Origin of the sequence: Galbibacter mesophilus, from assembly GCF_023721415.1 — a bacterium.
Lineage (GTDB): Bacteria > Bacteroidota > Bacteroidia > Flavobacteriales > Flavobacteriaceae > Galbibacter > Galbibacter mesophilus.
Map to the genome: position 1 here is coordinate 324,305 of NZ_JAMQVC010000001.1, position 15,239 is coordinate 339,543.

Below are 15,239 nucleotides of genomic sequence, written 5' to 3' on the forward strand. Positions count from 1 at the left end.
ATACTACCTATTAAACTGCCTTAGGATCTACAGGAATACTAGGACTCATAGTACTTGAAATAAAGATACTCTTCACATAGGTTCCTTTAGCCGCAGTTGGCTTAAGCTTCATTAATGTTTGTAATAATTCATTGGCGTTACCAGCAATTTTATCTGCTGAAAAAGATGCTTTACCAATAGCAGCGTGAACGATACCTGTTTTATCAACTTTAAAGTCAATTTTACCTGCTTTTACTTCACTTACCGCTTTAGCTACATCCATAGTAACTGTACCAGTCTTTGGGTTAGGCATTAAACCTCTTGGTCCTAAAATACGACCTAAGGGACCTAATTTACCCATTACGCTTGGCATGGTGATGATTACATCAACATCTGTCCAACCGTCTTTAATCTTTTGTAAGTATTCATCTAACCCTACATAGTCCGCTCCAGCTTCTCTAGCTTCCGCCTCTTTGTCTGGAGTAACCAATGCAAGTACTTTAACATCTTTACCAGTTCCGTGAGGAAGTGTAACAACCCCTCTAACCATTTGATTTGCTTTACGAGGATCTACTCCTAAACGCACTGCCAAATCAACCGATGCATCAAACTTAACGTTAGTGATATCTTTTACCAATTGCGAAGCTTCTTCTACAGAGTACAATTTACTTCTGTCGATTTTCGCAACTGCTTCTTTTTGCTTTTTTGTCAATTTTGCCATTTCTAGATTCTTTTAAGATTTAAAAAGGCTTATCACCTGAAACCGTTAATCCCATAGATCTTGCAGTTCCCGCAACCATGCTCATAGCAGATTCTACGGTAAACGCGTTTAGATCTTGCATTTTGTCTTCTGCGATAGCTTTTACTTGATCCCAAGTAACGCTAGCCACCTTTTTACGGTTTGGCTCACCAGAACCCTTTTTAACCTTAGCCGCTTCCATAAGCTGAACTGCCGCCGGCGGTGTCTTAATTACAAAGTCAAATGACTTGTCTTTGTAAACGGTGATAACAACAGGCAACACTTTACCCTGCTTGTCCTGCGTACGAGCGTTGAACTGCTTACAGAACTCCATGATGTTAACACCGGCAGCACCTAGAGCGGGTCCAACCGGCGGCGACGGATTCGCAGCACCTCCCCTAACTTGTAGCTTAACTACTTTACTAACTTCTTTTGCCATTGTGTATGTTCAATTTAAATTTGAATCGTCTCATTTAATTGGAAGCAAGACGAATCTATATAATGTAACTATTATATTTTCTCTACTTGCATATAACTCAATTCCAATGGTGTTTTTCTTCCGAAAATCTTCACCATTACCTCAAGCTTACGCTTTTCTTCGTTAACCTTTTCAACAGTTCCATTAAAACCATTAAAAGGTCCATCTATCACCTTAACCGTTTCACCAAGAACAAAAGGTATAGCAACGTTATCTGTCTTAACAGACAACTCATCTACCTTACCTAACATTCTATTTACTTCCGACTTTCTAAGCGGCACAGGATCTCCTCCTTTAACCTCACCTAAAAAACCAATTACTCCAGTAATAGACTTAATAACGTGCACAATCTCCCCTCCTAAGTTGGCTTTCACCATCACATAGCCAGGAAAGTAAACACGCTCTTTATTTATTTTTTTTCCGTTTCGTATTTGAACCACCTTCTCGGTAGGCACTAATACTTCATCTACATAATCCTCATATCCAAGACGAGCTATATCCTGCTCTATGTAGCCTTTAACTTTATTCTCTTGACCACTTACAGCCCTTACTACATACCATTGTTTTGCCAACGCTTCTGCCATTGCAATACCCGTCTTTATATATTAATTACCAATTACTCCAAAATAAAGCTCAATCAGTTTTGCGAAAACTGTATCAACGCCCCATATTGCTAATGAAAAAAGTATAGAGAAAACAGCAACAACAACCATAAGGTTTTGTCCTTCAGCCCAAGTAGGCCAAGTTACATTAGCTCTTAACTCTTCAAATGATTCTTTAATATAACTTACCATTTTAACTCTATATATTAAGAACGATAATTAATCAATTTTATAACCTAAAGACTAATACCGTACACTTTTACACTTGCACGGGTGGAGAGATTCGAACTCCCATCAACGGTTTTGGAGACCGGTATTCTACCCTTGAACTACACCCGTTTATTCAAGTTGAAAGGCATCCCGCCTGCGACGGGACACCCTTTAACTTGTTATACTGATACGAAATTAATCTAAAATTTCAGTTACCTGACCAGCACCTACTGTTCTACCACCTTCACGGATAGCGAAACGTAAACCTTTGCTCAATGCAATTGGCTGTAACAACTCAACAGTAATAGTTAAGTTATCTCCAGGCATTACCATCTCAACTCCATCAGGTAAAGTAATTGTACCTGTTACGTCTGTTGTACGAACGTAGAACTGAGGACGGTAGTTATTGTGGAATGGAGTGTGACGTCCACCTTCTTCTTTCTTAAGAACGTAAACCTCTGCTTTGAATTTAGCGTGAGGAGTTACAGAACCTGGCTTACAGATAACCATACCTCTTTTGATATCGGTTTTCTCGATACCTCTTAAAAGAATACCTACGTTATCTCCAGCTTCACCTCTATCTAATATCTTACGGAACATCTCAACCCCTGTAATAGTAGAAGCCAATTTCTCTGCTCCCATACCGATGATATCTACAGCCTCACCAGTTTTAGCAACACCTGACTCAATACGTCCAGTTGCAACTGTACCACGACCTGTAATTGTAAATACATCTTCGATAGGCATTAAGAAATCTTTATCAATATCTCTCTGTGGCAATTCGATCCACTCATCAACAGCTTCCATCAACTTCATTACAGAGTCAACCCACTTTTGCTCACCATTCAAAGCACCTAGAGCAGAACCAGGAATAACAGGACCGTTATCTCCATCATACTCGTAGAAAGAAAGTAATTCTCTTACTTCCATATCAACAAGCTCTAAAAGCTCCTCATCATCAACCATATCAACTTTGTTCAAGAAAACAACGATTCTTGGAACACCTACCTGACGACCTAAAAGGATGTGCTCACGAGTTTGTGGCATAGGACCATCTGTAGCAGCAACTACCAAAATAGCACCGTCCATCTGAGCAGCACCTGTAACCATGTTCTTTACGTAATCCGCGTGACCAGGACAGTCAACGTGTGCATAGTGACGATTTGCTGTTTGATACTCTACGTGAGAAGTATTAATTGTGATACCTCTTTCTTTTTCTTCAGGAGCGTTATCGATTGAATCGAATGAACGTGCATCAGAAAAACCAGCATCAGCTAAAACTTTAGTAATAGCAGCAGTTAAAGTAGTTTTACCGTGATCTACGTGTCCAATTGTACCTATATTTAAGTGTGGTTTGGAACGATCAAAAGTTTCCTTTGCCATGATTTAATAATTTAATCTTAGTTATATATTAGTGTTCAAATTTAAACGCAACAAGAGCCAATGACGAGAATTGAACTCGTGACCTCTTCCTTACCAAGGAAGCGCTCTACCCCTGAGCTACACCGGCTAATAAGTTTAAGCTTTTCAGTTTATAAAAAATAAGCTTTTAAAAACGCTTTAAACAAAAACCATAAACTCAAAGTACTAGAATTAGAGAAGAGAACACACCTTATTTCCTTAAGATAGTCTCATCTCTATTTTACAGACTTATAAAAACAAGCCCTTATCTATTTAGAGCGGGAGACGAGGTTCGAACTCGCGACATTCAGCTTGGAAGGCTGACGCTCTACCAACTGAGCTACTCCCGCATTATTTTTAAATTCCTAACTATACTTCCGCAAACATATTGCCATACCCGAAGTAAGTTTTGTGGGGAGAGCAGGATTCGAACCTGCGAAGGTAAAAACCAACAGATTTACAGTCTGTCCTCGTTGGCCGCTTGAGTATCTCCCCAATTTTTTCTGAACAATGAATCTCAATTCCCTATTCAAAAATTCCGAGCGCAAAAATAATTATTATTTCTCAATAAACAATCATATTTTTCATCTTTTTGCAAAGATTATTTTTACACTGCTAGAAATCATCAAATTATCAAAAAACACTACTCTTTTTATTGAGCCGATGGAGGGACTCGAACCCACGACCTGCTGATTACAAATCAGCTGCTCTAGCCAGCTGAGCTACATCGGCGTATTCAGTAAAAAAGTCCGCTATTTCTAACGGACTGCAAATGTATATAAATTATTCTTTATACAAAACAAATTGTATAAAATTTTTATCTAGCTATAAGCCCTTAATTTTTGCTTTCTTTTTTTGAGGGAACGCTCTAAAGAATTGGCTGCGCAATCTATGGCTTCTTCAAATGTTTTACACTTTTTCTTTACGATGTATTCATCTCCAGGCACATGCACTTTTACCTCTGCAATTTTATTTTCCTTTTCACTGGTATTTTGAACCTTTAGGTACACATCAGAATAGACGACCCTGTCGTAATAATGATCTAATTTATTCATTCTTTTTTGAATGAAGTTTAACAATTTTTGATCTACGTTGAAATTGACAGATTGTGTGTTTACATCCATTTCCTTTACAATTTAAAGTTAAACATTGCCCTAAACAGGGCTCCTTTTTTCGGCATCATACCGAATTGCGTATTAGTGCTTCATGAAGAAATTATTTTAATTATTACTTTTTTGAATTTCTAGGGTACGCATTGCCATATTGCTTTTTTAATTCTGCCATACTATTGTGCGTATATACCTGGGTGGAAGCCAAGCTTGAATGCCCCAACAATTCTTTAACGGAATTCAAGTCCGCCCCATTGTTCAGCAAATGTGTTGCATAGGTGTGCCTAAGTATATGCGGACTCTTTTTTAACTTGGTTGACACCTTACTAAGGTACTTATTTATTGTTCTATAAACAAAGCTTTCATAAATTTTATGACCGTTTTTAAGAAGAAATAAACAGTCCGCTGAGGCTTCATTAACAACCTCTTCCCTTTTTGCCAAATATTCCTTAAGAAGTGTGGAACAAAGAGAAGGGATTGGCACAAAACGTTCTTTGTTACGCTTCCCTAAAACTTTGATTGTTTGCCCACCCAAATCTACATCGGAAACTGATAGGTTTATAAGTTCTGCTCTTCGTATCCCTGTAGCGTAAAACAATTCTATTAATAGCTTGTCTCTGCAACCCTCAAAAGTATCTTCAAATTGCATATCGTTCAACACTTCTTTCATTTCCTTCGGAGAAAAGGGAACTTCAAGCTTCTTTTCCGTTTTTAATGCCTTATGCTTCGCCAAAGGGTTTATTTCAATCTGCTTCGTTTTCAGTAAAAATTTATAGTATGCTTTTAAGGAAGCTACTTTTCGATTCACACTTCGATTACTTAAACCTTCTTCCACCAAGGACACAATCCACGAACGTATTTGCGAATAATTTACCTGCTGAATAGAATTTTCCTCAAAATGGGTTTGGTTAAATTCAAGAAAAGACTCCAAATCCTTTTGATATGCCAAAATAGTGTGCTTGGAATAGTTTTTCTCTAGCTGAAGATAGTCGATGAATTTTTGAAATGGCATTACGGATAGGTTTATTCCAAATATAAGGAAAACGTTTTTGTTATTCTCGCCACTCTGGAAGGATTGAAAAATAAAAAATCCCGCTTCAACTGAAACGGGATTCCTAATATTCTTATCAAGAAAAAGAAACTATACTTCTTCTTGGTCTCTTAAATTTTGAACATAAGCTGCTTTCTGAATTTGAGCTCTTTTCTCTATTGAAGGTTTTGTAAACTGCTGACGGCTACGTAGCTGACGCATTGTACCAGTTCTATCAAATTTACGCTTGTAACGCTTAAGCGCTCTGTCTATATTTTCTCCTTCTTTTATTGGTATAATTAACATAAGTTGACCACCTCCTTTCTTTAATGGCGGCAAAGATATACAATATTTTAATTTTTGAAATAAAAAAATAAAAAATTATTCAACCGCTATCTATTTCTGCTACAGTGACCTAGACGTGAGATTAAAGCACAAAGTCCCGACATCTGACTTCGGGCATCGGACTTTAGTCACTTCAAATTACTTTAAAATATTTCTTGCGATAACAACTTTTTGGATTTCGGTAGTACCTTCTCCAATGGTACAAAGTTTAGAATCTCTGTAGAATTTCTCTACTGGATAATCCTTTGTATATCCATAGCCTCCGTGAATTTGCACAGCTTCGTTGGCAATGCGAACACAAGCTTCGGAAGCATACATTTTACACATAGCGCTCAGCTTGGTCATTTTTCTGCCTGCATTTTTTTCAAAAGCTGCTTTATGCAATAGTAATTCTGAAGCTTCAATTTCAGTTGCCATATCTGCCAACTTGAAAGAGATTCCTTGAAACTGGGAAATTGCTTTGCCAAACTGAACTCGTTCCTTTGAATATTTTAAAGCAGCCTCGTAAGCTCCTTTTGCAATCCCCAAGGATAAAGCTCCGATGGAAATACGGCCACCATCCAAAATTTTCATGGACTGAATGAACCCATCTCCCACTTCACCAAGCCTATTTTCATCGGGAATTCTACAATCGGAAAATATTAATTCTGCCGTTTCACTGGCTCTCATTCCTAATTTATCTTCTTTCTTCCCGCTAGAAAAACCTTTTGTTCCCTTTTCAACCACAAAAGCGGTCATGCCATGGGAATCTCCTTTTTCACCAGTTCTTACAATAACAACTGCAATATCCCCACTTTTACCATGGGTAATAAAATTTTTAGCTCCGTTAATAACCCATTCATTACCATCTTTAACCGCAGTAGTTGCCATTCCGCCAGCATCAGAACCTGTGTTGTGTTCGGTAAGCCCCCAAGCCCCAATCCATTCGGCAGTGGCTAACTTTGGCAACCATTTTTGCTTTTGCTCCTCGTTACCAAAACTTAAAATATGATTGGTACATAATGAATTATGCGCTGCTACAGAAAGACCAATAGATGGATCTACTTTAGAGATTTCATCTAAAATCGCGATGTATTCATGGTAACCTAGCCCCGAACCACCATACGTTTCTGGCACCAAAACTCCCATAAAACCAAGCTCCCCAGCTTTTTTAAAAACCTCAACAGGAAAAGTCTGGGATTCGTCCCACTCCATAACATGCGGCCTTATATATTGTTCAGCAAAATCTTTAGCTGCCGTTGCAACCATTTGCTGTGTTTCGGTATAATCAAAATTCATTTGTGCAGCGATATCCAATTCCATCCCTCAATTTTAAGCCACTTAGGCGGAGTTTATATTATTCTTCGAAAAGTGTTCGTTATTCTCAGCAGATTTGTAGCTTAAAAAAGCTAATCTGTTGTCAAATATAGTTCAATTCTATTTAATTTATTGGTAGGAAAGTCTTCTAATTTTGTTAATTCAGCAATTGAATCAATCTTATGATATTTCGTTCTGTAAGTTACGATTTTTTTGGCAATTTCCCAGCTCAAGTAAGTCACTTCACTTATTTGTTTGACTGAAGCCGTATTCACATTTAATTTGACAAAACTTGGCTTTTTGCGTATTTCAAAATGCTCTTTTAGTCTTACCACTACCTCCTTGTTTAAACCATAAACCTCATCTAATTGGTCCAGAAAATAAAATCCTCCTAAATAAGAACGATATTTAATAAGCCTTGTCGCCAACTTCTCGCCTACACCGTAAACCTTTTGAAAATCTTTAGCAGTGGCGGTATTTACATCCAACTTTTTAAATCTCTTTACTGAAAAAATTGTTGGTTGCCGTTTCTCAAACTTCGGAAACAAGAGATAAGGCGACAACTGAAGAAGAAGGGAATCCGAAATTTTCGTTACTTTTTGAAAATCGGAAGCCGAGTTTAGGAATTTTCCGCTGTTACGGAATGCCCAAAGGCGATCAATTTCTTCCGTCGACAACCCCATTGAATACCCTTTGAAATCGGATAGATAGTTTGGATTGAATGGATACATTATCAGCTTGGCGAAAGTTTCTCTTTCCGAAGAAAAATTGTTATCAAAAACCACATTATCCTTCTTAAAAAGATGACCCCATATTGAAAAAGACTGAATGAGCAGCACTCCTAATATCAAAAAAAATATCCCACTTCGTTGGCTTTTAGAAAACCGGAAGTGGGACATGAGTTTCATTTAAAATGAATAGTTATTATTATGCAGTTTTCTTCTCTACTCTTTGCTTTTTAAACAATTCGTTGTTGTTGTATTTTCTCCAATACTCACGAAGATCGTTTCTTACCTCGCCACTCATTATATACAATCCAATAATGTTAGGGAAAGACATCGCCAAAATCATCATATCCGAGAAATCAAGTACAGCTCCTAAACTTACCGAAGCCCCAACCACTACAAAGAATAAGAAAAGTATTTTATAAACGAATTCTGTTTTTTTACTTTTTCCGAAAAGGTATGTCCATGCACGCATTCCGTAGTACGACCAAGAAATCATAGTTGAGAAGGCGAACAAAAATACGGCTGCTGCCAATACGTATGGGAACCAAGAAATAACACTACCAAATGCGGTAGATGTTAACTCTGCCCCTGCGACTCCAGAAACTTCGTGCATCCCTGTGAAAATTAACACCAATGCGGTAAGCGTACAAACCACAACTGTATCGATGAATGGCTCTAGCAACGCAACAAAACCTTCTGATGGTGGGTGATTAGTCTTCGCAACACTATGTGCAATTGCTGCAGATCCCACACCAGCCTCATTAGAGAATGCAGCTCTTTGAAAACCTACTATTAGCACTCCCAAAATACCGCCTTTTAAAGCACTCGGACTAAAAGCACCGTCGATAATTGCGGCAAATGCAGGTCCAATATTTTTAATATTCACAAAAATTACAACCAACGCTCCAATTACATAAACCGCTGCCATAAAAGGAACAATTTTACCAGTAACTTTTGCGATACTGTTAATTCCTCCAATAATTACTACCCCCACGAGAATAGCTACAATAACACCGAACCAAAATCCGTTTCCATCTAAAAAGGCAAACTGACCTGATAAAATTTCAAAAGATTGATTGGCCTGGAACATGTTTCCACCTCCAAAAGAAGCACCAACAGCGAGAACAGCGAATAACACCGCCAAAACTTTTCCAAGTCCTGACTTATTTTTTTTCTCTAAACCGTAGCGCAAGTAATTCATAGGACCTCCAAAAACACGTCCATCTGGAAGGATATCCCTATATTTCACACCCAATGTACATTCCACAAACTTAGAAGACATTCCAAGTAGTCCTGCAACAATCATCCAAAGCGTTGCTCCAGCTCCACCCAAAGATACAGCTACCGCCACTCCGGCAATATTACCTAGACCAACCGTTGCAGATACAGCAGTTGCCAAAGCCTGAAAATGCGTAATACTTCCCGGCGCATTGGGATCATCATATTTTCCTTTAGCCAATTCCAATGAGTGCTTAAATCCACGTACATTGATGAATCCCATTCTCAAAGTAAAGAAAGCTGCTCCAAAAATTAACCAAACAACAATAAATGGAATGGTTATCGTTTGAAAATCGCCGTTAGGATGTGTTAACGGAATTGGATTATCGTACACTATGTTTGCAAAAACATCAGCATTAGTTTCAATTTTATGCTCGGTATTGTTGGCATTGTAAATAACTTTTCCTTCATCCAACAAATGCTCCAATTCTCCATCGGCCAGCGCTGTTGCAGTTACATCGCTACCGTCCTTTTTAGAGATTACAGCAATGGGATCCCCTGTTTCCACATGGGCTCCATCTTCAACCAACCACTTTTTTAAAGTAAATTTATTTTCGGTCTGAGCCGTCCAGCCAGGGATGGAAACCATCTTTTTATCTGCGTAGATTATTGGATCGTACAATCCTATTGCTGCAAATGGATCCCAAAATAAAACGGAACTTAAACCTGCTACTGCTGGCGTCATTGTTCCGTTAAATATCTCTGTTATGGATTTGGATTCAATCTTAAAGGTTTTTTCTACGGAAGCTCCTGCCGCGTCTGTAACAGTTACCGAATAATCGATACCTTCCGTTAATCCAGAAGCTACATTAGAATCCAGTGGTGTACTTTGATTGCTCCATCTGTATTCGTAAGGAGGTTGTCCACCGGTTACTTCCAACTCTACTTGTCCATCATTAATTCCTGTAGAAGGGTTTATTAAGTTTTCTTTTACAGTAAGCTCCTGTGCAAATAATGCCACAGAACCCAACAGCATTAAAATAGAGAGAAATTGTTTTCTCATAAAGAATTATGTTTAGGTTATATTTAAATTATAAAATTCTTAAAAACTGACGCGGCAATATCATAAAAAAAAGGCGGTTATTCAAATTTTACCCGTTAAATGTATTTTCCGGTATTTGAAATATGGTATGGAGTTTTTTAATTTGGGAAGGCTGCCCCAAAACCATCAACTTAGACTTTGGCAATAATTCCACATTAGCGTCCGGATTAATCACATATTTTCCGTCTGGTTGCTTATAACCAATTACTGTACAGCCGGTTTGTCTTCTAAGGTCCAAATCTACCAAAGTCTTGTACAAATATCCGTTGGGCAAATTATCCACGGCTACTTCTTCCAAATTAATCGTTGTTTCGTCATCTATGGAAAGTTGATCCATAAACTCAATTAAATCTGGCAACACCACTAGAGAAGCCATATGGTCTCCGCCAATCTTATCGGGCATGATGGTTTTATTGGCTCCGGCTAAAATGAGTTTTCGTTGGGACGTTTCTTGGGAAGCTCTACTTATAATAGTAATTTCCTTATTTAATTGTCTCGAAGAAAGCACTACAAAAAGATTATCGGCATCGTTGGGCAATGCAGAAATCAAACAAGCAGCTCTTGTAATACCTGCATCTTGAAGCGTCTCATCTTCATTTGCGTTGCCAATAACAAACAAAACGTCATCACTATATTTGTTCACCAATTCTTCATCCTGCTCTATAACCACGAAGTCCTTCTCGTATGCCTTGAGCTTTTTTGCTGCCTGCATGCCATTTCTTCCGTAGCCACAAATAATTATATGGTTGTTTAACTTATCGACTTGCTTTTTCATTTTTCGATATTTTATATGAAACAGTGAGCTCCTTGACAAAACATACTCGGTAACCACGGAAATGGCGTACGCCACTATAAACACGCTGGAAATTATGAGAATTATGGTGAAAATTTTATCCGCATCATCTGTTGGGCGCACCTCACTAAAACCAACTGTAGTCACGGTAATGACTGTCATGTAAGCTGCCTCTACCCAAGAATAATCTCCCAAAAGCCTATAGCCCAAAATTCCGAAGGAAAAAATAAAAACCAATAAAGCTATGGCAATATAAAACTTAGACTTGAAAAGTTTAAACATAGATTAGCCTTTACGGACAGTTAATTTACAAAATTGCAGTGAAAATGCTTCAAAACAAGATATATTCATGTATTATAAATCAAAAACGGAAGTTCGTTTGGTGTACACTAAGTCTTTTAACCTTAACCAAAATGCCAGTGTTAAATACACAAAAAACCATATTCCGAGGGTAAAAAACGACGCGTAAATAAAAAATAAACGCACATTTTTTGTCTTCATTCCCAATCTATCGGCCAAACGGGAAGATACAGCATACCCATGTCGCTCGAAATAATACCTCATGTTTTGAAAAAAACCCATGGCACAAATATAACAACCTTCCCGTTAAAAAACTATCTCCCCATCAATTGCACTCCAATTTCGCATTGTAAGCATTTATTTTTAGCACAGTAGTTATGATACATTTGAAGAACCGATTGACTTTCTAAAGCGGAAGCTACTTCAACTCCGTGTTCTATAAAAGCGTCTACAATATTATTTCGCTCTGCCGTTAAGCCCCTTAAAAGGGTCAATATTTCTTCTTCAATCTCTTTTCCTTGTTGTTTGGCGTAACAAAATTTTAAAGGGATTATGGTATTTATCAGAAGCAAATCGACTACATTCTTACTTATCTTTTTCTTTCTTACGGACGATGCTTCTTTCTGAAAAGTAAAATGGTTATTCCAATAGGGTGAAGCGGTCGCCTGAAGAAGTCCGTAGAAATCATCAAGATTGTTACAGCTGATTATTTGATGAAACAATTGCCGCTGGACATGGTACAAATTAGCCAGTTGAGACAGTCGCAATGTTGGAAAATTATAAGGTCGTAGTTTAAAGAACTGTGGAACAATCTGTACTTCCGATAATTTAAATTTATTTGCTAAATAATGATATTCTTCGGAAAGTTCCTTAGGGTAACTGTCTAAACCTTCTTGTGGCAACAAATTTGAGATTCCGAAAAGTAAAGCTTCCAGAGCCTTAATCGAATGCGTGTTTTTACGGAAAACTCCGAAAGGAAGTTGATTCCCAATGGATGCAAAACTCGCGGCATTGACTTTTGTACCGAAATTTTTAAGCAGCATCTGAAAAAGCACCGCCTCCCAATCGTTTTTTAAATCACCTAAAAGACTTTCAATAAATTTACTTTTTTGTTGAAGTCGTTCAAAAAAAAGTCTTTCAAACCATCTGTTTTTATGGAAAGTATCCACTTGAGGAAGGTCTTTTTCACAATTAATGAACTTTTTACGTCTAAGCACTAAGTTTTGATAGTCGTACAACGTCTTTTCATCAACTATATTTTGAAGTTCCAACGTAGGTATTGCGGCATTAGCGGCATTGAAAACTTCCACGTCATGCTCCCAAACCACGTGAAGGATTACATTATTGTAAGCATTATCGTTTTGATGATGGTGCGCATACCAAAAAGAAGATTTCAAGTGCATTTCTACACTACCCGCCCAAAGCTGCCCACCAATACGAAGTTGGGCATTTAAAAAATCAGGCCCGGAATGTTGATTGTAGTTACCAAGGGAAACCAACTCGATTAAGTCGCCGGACTGAGTAGCCAATTCTACACCGTTAAATTTTTTAAACTTCCAGATATAATGCAAAAAATCTTCTTTCAAGATTTAGACGATTCTATATTTTGAAAGAAGATAGTAAAAATATTATAAATATAGATTATTTTCTTTTTGTATTTTTTAGTCTTCTGCGACTTCTCCTTCCCATTCCATGAAACCACCCAACAGATTGTTTGTGTTTTCAAATCCGGCCTGGTTCATTAGCATGCAAGCTTGCGCGCTACGTTTTCCTGAACGACAATACACATAATAGTTTTTAGATTTATCAAGTTCTTCAATTTCATCTAAAAATCCCTGACCTTTGTAAATATCAATTTGGATAGCATTAGGAATATACCCCTCTTCTACCTCTTCATCGGTGCGAACATCTAGAACCACTGCATTCTCATCGTTTTTTAATTGTTCTGCCCATTCTTCTTGTGTTAAATCTACCATGGTATTATTTTTTCAAATTAAACGTTTTTAATAAATATCTTTTAGGATGTAAACTTAAGCTACAATTTCCCAAATAGGAAAATAAAAAAATCCGAGATTCAAATCTCGGATCACAAATTTATAATTTTCTTTCTGAAATTGATTACACTTTAATGGAACAACCTATGGCTTTGGTGTTTTTAATTTCTATTTCATTGCCACTAAGCATGGCATCAATTGCGTTTTCTACATATTTTACTTCCACCGCCTCGGCGTCTTGGTAATTATCGTCGATAGCACCGATATATTTAACTTCATAACCGCCATCTGTTTTTTCTAACAAGAAACAATGCGGTGTTCTTTGGGCTCCATACATTGGAAAAACCTCCTGGTTTTCATCAAGTAAATATGGGAAAGTATAATCTTTCGCCTTGGCTCTTTTTTGCATATTTTCAAAACTATCTTTGGGCTGAACCTCCGGACTGTTTGGATTTATAGCTACCACAGGCACTCCTATTTTTTGATATTTTTTATCCAATTCAATTATCCGATCCTCATAAGCGTTAGCGTACGGACAACTATTGCAGGTAAAAATCACCAAAAAACCCTTCGCTTCCGCATAATCGGAAAGGGAAACAAATTTACCGTCAACATTTTTCAGTTTAAAATCGGATGCCTTGTCACCTACTTGGTAACCTTCATTAAATGAATTTGGTGTAGTAAATGCTGCAAATAGCGACATTAAACCCATTAGGCAGATGAGCTTTATTATTTTCATAAGAAAGGTTAGTTACGTTAATCTACAAATTTTTTCACTTCAGCCTCTAATTCATTAAAGGTAAAGGATTTTTCATAAAATAAACGCTTTTTTTCATTAAATATTATAGTGGCAGGAATGGCGCCCGACCAATTTTGGTCAACTTTGGGAATCCAAGTATTCTGTTTGGGGTCGTCCAAAAGTAAAACTTGGTTGCGGAAATTCTTTTTTTCAAGAAAGGGAACCAACACTTTATCTGCCTTTTTAGGAAAATCCAAGCTTACCAAAATTACTTCCACTCCGTCCCGATTGTATTTTCTTTGTAATTTTTCAAAAGAAGGAAGCTCTTTTACGCAAGGTTTGCACCATGTTGCCCAAAAGTTAACCACGTAAGTCGTTTTACTTTTTTTCTGAAGAAGTTTCTCAAATTGGTCAAAGTTATAAACAGGAATAGCAAAGTTGTTGGCGGTCAACGTGTCCATTGGGATCACTTCATTAAATTCTCCCAAAGCAAAGAAGTTATTGGTCTTCTTTTGCTCATTACAACTCATAAAAAGCACCGTTATAACTGCTACAATTATCGTTCTCATGTGTCCTCTCTGTTTAATTGCATCGGTTAAATGTATTAATCCGGAACAGAACAAAGCGATTTTTAACAAAAAATTATAAATAAGTTGTACAATAAACCGAATAAATAATATACATTTGTACATACAATTGTTGTTAATACAAATGAAAATTGAAAATATCATAATGTCTAATAAAATGCCTCTAGGAAGAAAGACGGCGATAAATCTTATGTACACAACGAATGTGTTACACGATCGTACTTCTGAAATCCTTAAGCCATTTGATTTGTCTACGCAACAATTTAATGTTTTACGTATTCTTAGAGGGCAAAAAGGCAAACCTGCCAATCTAAGCACCATCCAAGAACGTATGATTACCAAAATGAGTAACACCACACGATTGGTTGATAAACTTTTGGCAAAGGGGTTGGTATGTCGAGTGACATGCGAAGCCAACCGGAGGAAAGTTGAAATTACCATCACTCAAAAAGGTTTGGATGTGCTTTCAGAATTGGATAAACCTATAGACGATCAACATCAAGCAATGATTAAAAATGTTTCCAAAGAAGAATTAGAACAATTCAATTTGATATTGGAAAAACTCAGAGATTCAGAATAAAAAAATTTA

At 37.3% G+C, this 15,239-nt stretch carries 18 protein-coding genes and 5 tRNA genes; 1 reads left to right on the forward strand and 22 read right to left on the reverse strand.

Annotated elements, in window-relative coordinates; all coding sequences use genetic code 11:
- Nucleotides 1-10: 10 nt before the first annotated feature.
- The 22 genes from rplA to NDQ75_RS01460 form a co-directional block, all read right to left on the reverse strand.
- On the reverse strand, nt 11-700 hold the full coding sequence (gene rplA, locus NDQ75_RS01355; protein WP_202028973.1) for a 50S ribosomal protein L1: 690 nt from the start codon (nt 698-700) through the stop codon (nt 11-13).
- 19 nt (nt 701-719) lie between these two features.
- Nucleotides 720-1,157 carry a 50S ribosomal protein L11 gene (rplK, locus tag NDQ75_RS01360; RefSeq protein WP_178951241.1) on the reverse strand — a complete coding sequence of 146 codons (438 nt, stop codon included), beginning with the start codon at nt 1,155-1,157 and terminating at the stop codon, nt 720-722.
- A gap of 71 nt (nt 1,158-1,228) precedes the next feature.
- On the reverse strand, nt 1,229-1,780 hold the full coding sequence (gene nusG, locus NDQ75_RS01365) for a transcription termination/antitermination protein NusG (protein WP_202028974.1): 552 nt from the start codon (nt 1,778-1,780) through the stop codon (nt 1,229-1,231).
- A gap of 21 nt (nt 1,781-1,801) precedes the next feature.
- A complete protein-coding gene (gene secE / locus NDQ75_RS01370) occupies nt 1,802-1,990 on the reverse strand; it encodes a preprotein translocase subunit SecE (protein ID WP_202028975.1) in 189 nt (62 codons plus the stop codon).
- A gap of 76 nt (nt 1,991-2,066) precedes the next feature.
- Nucleotides 2,067-2,137, reverse strand: a tRNA-Trp gene (locus NDQ75_RS01375).
- Nucleotides 2,138-2,203: 66 nt separating this feature from the next.
- Nucleotides 2,204-3,391: an elongation factor Tu gene (gene tuf, locus NDQ75_RS01380; RefSeq protein WP_202028976.1), complete on the reverse strand. Its 1,188-nt coding sequence runs from the start codon at nt 3,389-3,391 to the stop codon at nt 2,204-2,206.
- A gap of 55 nt (nt 3,392-3,446) precedes the next feature.
- Nucleotides 3,447-3,518, reverse strand: a tRNA-Thr gene (locus NDQ75_RS01385).
- A 168-nt stretch (nt 3,519-3,686) separates the two neighbouring features.
- Nucleotides 3,687-3,759, reverse strand: a tRNA-Gly gene (locus tag NDQ75_RS01390).
- Between the two features lie 62 nt (nt 3,760-3,821).
- Nucleotides 3,822-3,904: transfer RNA gene (locus NDQ75_RS01395), tRNA-Tyr, on the reverse strand.
- Between the two features lie 163 nt (nt 3,905-4,067).
- Nucleotides 4,068-4,141: transfer RNA gene (locus NDQ75_RS01400), tRNA-Thr, on the reverse strand.
- A gap of 89 nt (nt 4,142-4,230) precedes the next feature.
- On the reverse strand, nt 4,231-4,533 hold the full coding sequence (hpf, locus tag NDQ75_RS01405) for a ribosome hibernation-promoting factor, HPF/YfiA family (RefSeq protein WP_202028977.1): 303 nt from the start codon (nt 4,531-4,533) through the stop codon (nt 4,231-4,233).
- Between the two features lie 103 nt (nt 4,534-4,636).
- Nucleotides 4,637-5,530: a tyrosine-type recombinase/integrase gene (locus NDQ75_RS01410; protein WP_202028978.1), complete on the reverse strand. Its 894-nt coding sequence runs from the start codon at nt 5,528-5,530 to the stop codon at nt 4,637-4,639.
- A gap of 129 nt (nt 5,531-5,659) precedes the next feature.
- On the reverse strand, nt 5,660-5,854 hold the full coding sequence (gene rpsU / locus NDQ75_RS01415) for a 30S ribosomal protein S21 (protein ID WP_202029126.1): 195 nt from the start codon (nt 5,852-5,854) through the stop codon (nt 5,660-5,662).
- Between the two features lie 177 nt (nt 5,855-6,031).
- A complete protein-coding gene (locus NDQ75_RS01420; protein ID WP_202029127.1) occupies nt 6,032-7,171 on the reverse strand; it encodes an acyl-CoA dehydrogenase family protein in 1,140 nt (379 codons plus the stop codon).
- Nucleotides 7,172-7,281: 110 nt separating this feature from the next.
- Nucleotides 7,282-8,088 (reverse strand): ComEA family DNA-binding protein, encoded by an 807-nt coding sequence (locus NDQ75_RS01425; RefSeq protein WP_202028979.1) that lies wholly within the window; start codon nt 8,086-8,088, stop codon nt 7,282-7,284.
- 28 nt (nt 8,089-8,116) lie between these two features.
- Nucleotides 8,117-10,198, reverse strand: coding sequence for an amino acid carrier protein (locus NDQ75_RS01430; protein WP_202028980.1), 2,082 nt, complete (start codon nt 10,196-10,198; stop codon nt 8,117-8,119).
- A gap of 88 nt (nt 10,199-10,286) precedes the next feature.
- On the reverse strand, nt 10,287-11,312 hold the full coding sequence (locus tag NDQ75_RS01435) for a potassium channel family protein (protein WP_202028981.1): 1,026 nt from the start codon (nt 11,310-11,312) through the stop codon (nt 10,287-10,289).
- Between the two features lie 72 nt (nt 11,313-11,384).
- Nucleotides 11,385-11,612, reverse strand: coding sequence for a PspC domain-containing protein (locus NDQ75_RS01440; protein WP_202028982.1), 228 nt, complete (start codon nt 11,610-11,612; stop codon nt 11,385-11,387).
- A gap of 32 nt (nt 11,613-11,644) precedes the next feature.
- Nucleotides 11,645-12,916, reverse strand: a complete 1,272-nt coding sequence (locus NDQ75_RS01445) for a DUF2851 family protein (RefSeq protein ID WP_202028983.1) — start codon at nt 12,914-12,916, stop codon at nt 11,645-11,647.
- Nucleotides 12,917-12,991: 75 nt separating this feature from the next.
- Nucleotides 12,992-13,306, reverse strand: coding sequence for a rhodanese-like domain-containing protein (locus tag NDQ75_RS01450; RefSeq protein WP_202028984.1), 315 nt, complete (start codon nt 13,304-13,306; stop codon nt 12,992-12,994).
- A gap of 142 nt (nt 13,307-13,448) precedes the next feature.
- Entirely contained in the window at nt 13,449-14,063 is a 615-nt protein-coding gene (locus NDQ75_RS01455) for a thioredoxin family protein (protein WP_202028985.1), read from the reverse strand.
- Nucleotides 14,064-14,080: 17 nt separating this feature from the next.
- A complete protein-coding gene (locus tag NDQ75_RS01460; protein WP_202028986.1) occupies nt 14,081-14,632 on the reverse strand; it encodes a TlpA family protein disulfide reductase in 552 nt (183 codons plus the stop codon).
- A 142-nt stretch (nt 14,633-14,774) separates the two neighbouring features.
- Here NDQ75_RS01460 and NDQ75_RS01465 point away from each other — a divergent pair, with 142 nt between their 5' ends.
- A complete protein-coding gene (locus NDQ75_RS01465; protein ID WP_202029128.1) occupies nt 14,775-15,230 on the forward strand; it encodes a MarR family winged helix-turn-helix transcriptional regulator in 456 nt (151 codons plus the stop codon).
- The last annotated feature ends 9 nt before the right edge of the window (nt 15,231-15,239 follow it).

Excerpts from the sequence above, each read along its gene's own strand:
- NDQ75_RS01440 (WP_202028982.1), bottom strand. The coding sequence starts at position 11,612 with ATGGGTTTTTTTCAAAACATGAGGTATTATTTCGAGCGACATGGGTAT.
- hpf (WP_202028977.1), bottom strand. The coding sequence starts at position 4,533 with ATGGATGTAAACACACAATCTGTCAATTTCAACGTAGATCAAAAATTG.
- NDQ75_RS01430 (WP_202028980.1), bottom strand. The coding sequence starts at position 10,198 with ATGAGAAAACAATTTCTCTCTATTTTAATGCTGTTGGGTTCTGTGGCA.
- NDQ75_RS01420 (WP_202029127.1), bottom strand. The coding sequence starts at position 7,171 with ATGAATTTTGATTATACCGAAACACAGCAAATGGTTGCAACGGCAGCT.
- nusG (WP_202028974.1), bottom strand. The coding sequence starts at position 1,780 with ATGGCAGAAGCGTTGGCAAAACAATGGTATGTAGTAAGGGCTGTAAGT.
- NDQ75_RS01435 (WP_202028981.1), bottom strand. The coding sequence starts at position 11,312 with ATGTTTAAACTTTTCAAGTCTAAGTTTTATATTGCCATAGCTTTATTG.
- NDQ75_RS01465 (WP_202029128.1), top strand. The coding sequence starts at position 14,775 with ATGAAAATTGAAAATATCATAATGTCTAATAAAATGCCTCTAGGAAGA.
- NDQ75_RS01460 (WP_202028986.1), bottom strand. The coding sequence starts at position 14,632 with ATGAGAACGATAATTGTAGCAGTTATAACGGTGCTTTTTATGAGTTGT.
- tuf (WP_202028976.1), bottom strand. The coding sequence starts at position 3,391 with ATGGCAAAGGAAACTTTTGATCGTTCCAAACCACACTTAAATATAGGT.
- NDQ75_RS01425 (WP_202028979.1), bottom strand. The coding sequence starts at position 8,088 with ATGTCCCACTTCCGGTTTTCTAAAAGCCAACGAAGTGGGATATTTTTT.
- NDQ75_RS01455 (WP_202028985.1), bottom strand. The coding sequence starts at position 14,063 with ATGAAAATAATAAAGCTCATCTGCCTAATGGGTTTAATGTCGCTATTT.
- NDQ75_RS01410 (WP_202028978.1), bottom strand. The coding sequence starts at position 5,530 with ATGCCATTTCAAAAATTCATCGACTATCTTCAGCTAGAGAAAAACTAT.
- NDQ75_RS01450 (WP_202028984.1), bottom strand. The coding sequence starts at position 13,306 with ATGGTAGATTTAACACAAGAAGAATGGGCAGAACAATTAAAAAACGAT.
- rplK (WP_178951241.1), bottom strand. The coding sequence starts at position 1,157 with ATGGCAAAAGAAGTTAGTAAAGTAGTTAAGCTACAAGTTAGGGGAGGT.
- rpsU (WP_202029126.1), bottom strand. The coding sequence starts at position 5,854 with ATGTTAATTATACCAATAAAAGAAGGAGAAAATATAGACAGAGCGCTT.
- secE (WP_202028975.1), bottom strand. The coding sequence starts at position 1,990 with ATGGTAAGTTATATTAAAGAATCATTTGAAGAGTTAAGAGCTAATGTA.
- rplA (WP_202028973.1), bottom strand. The coding sequence starts at position 700 with ATGGCAAAATTGACAAAAAAGCAAAAAGAAGCAGTTGCGAAAATCGAC.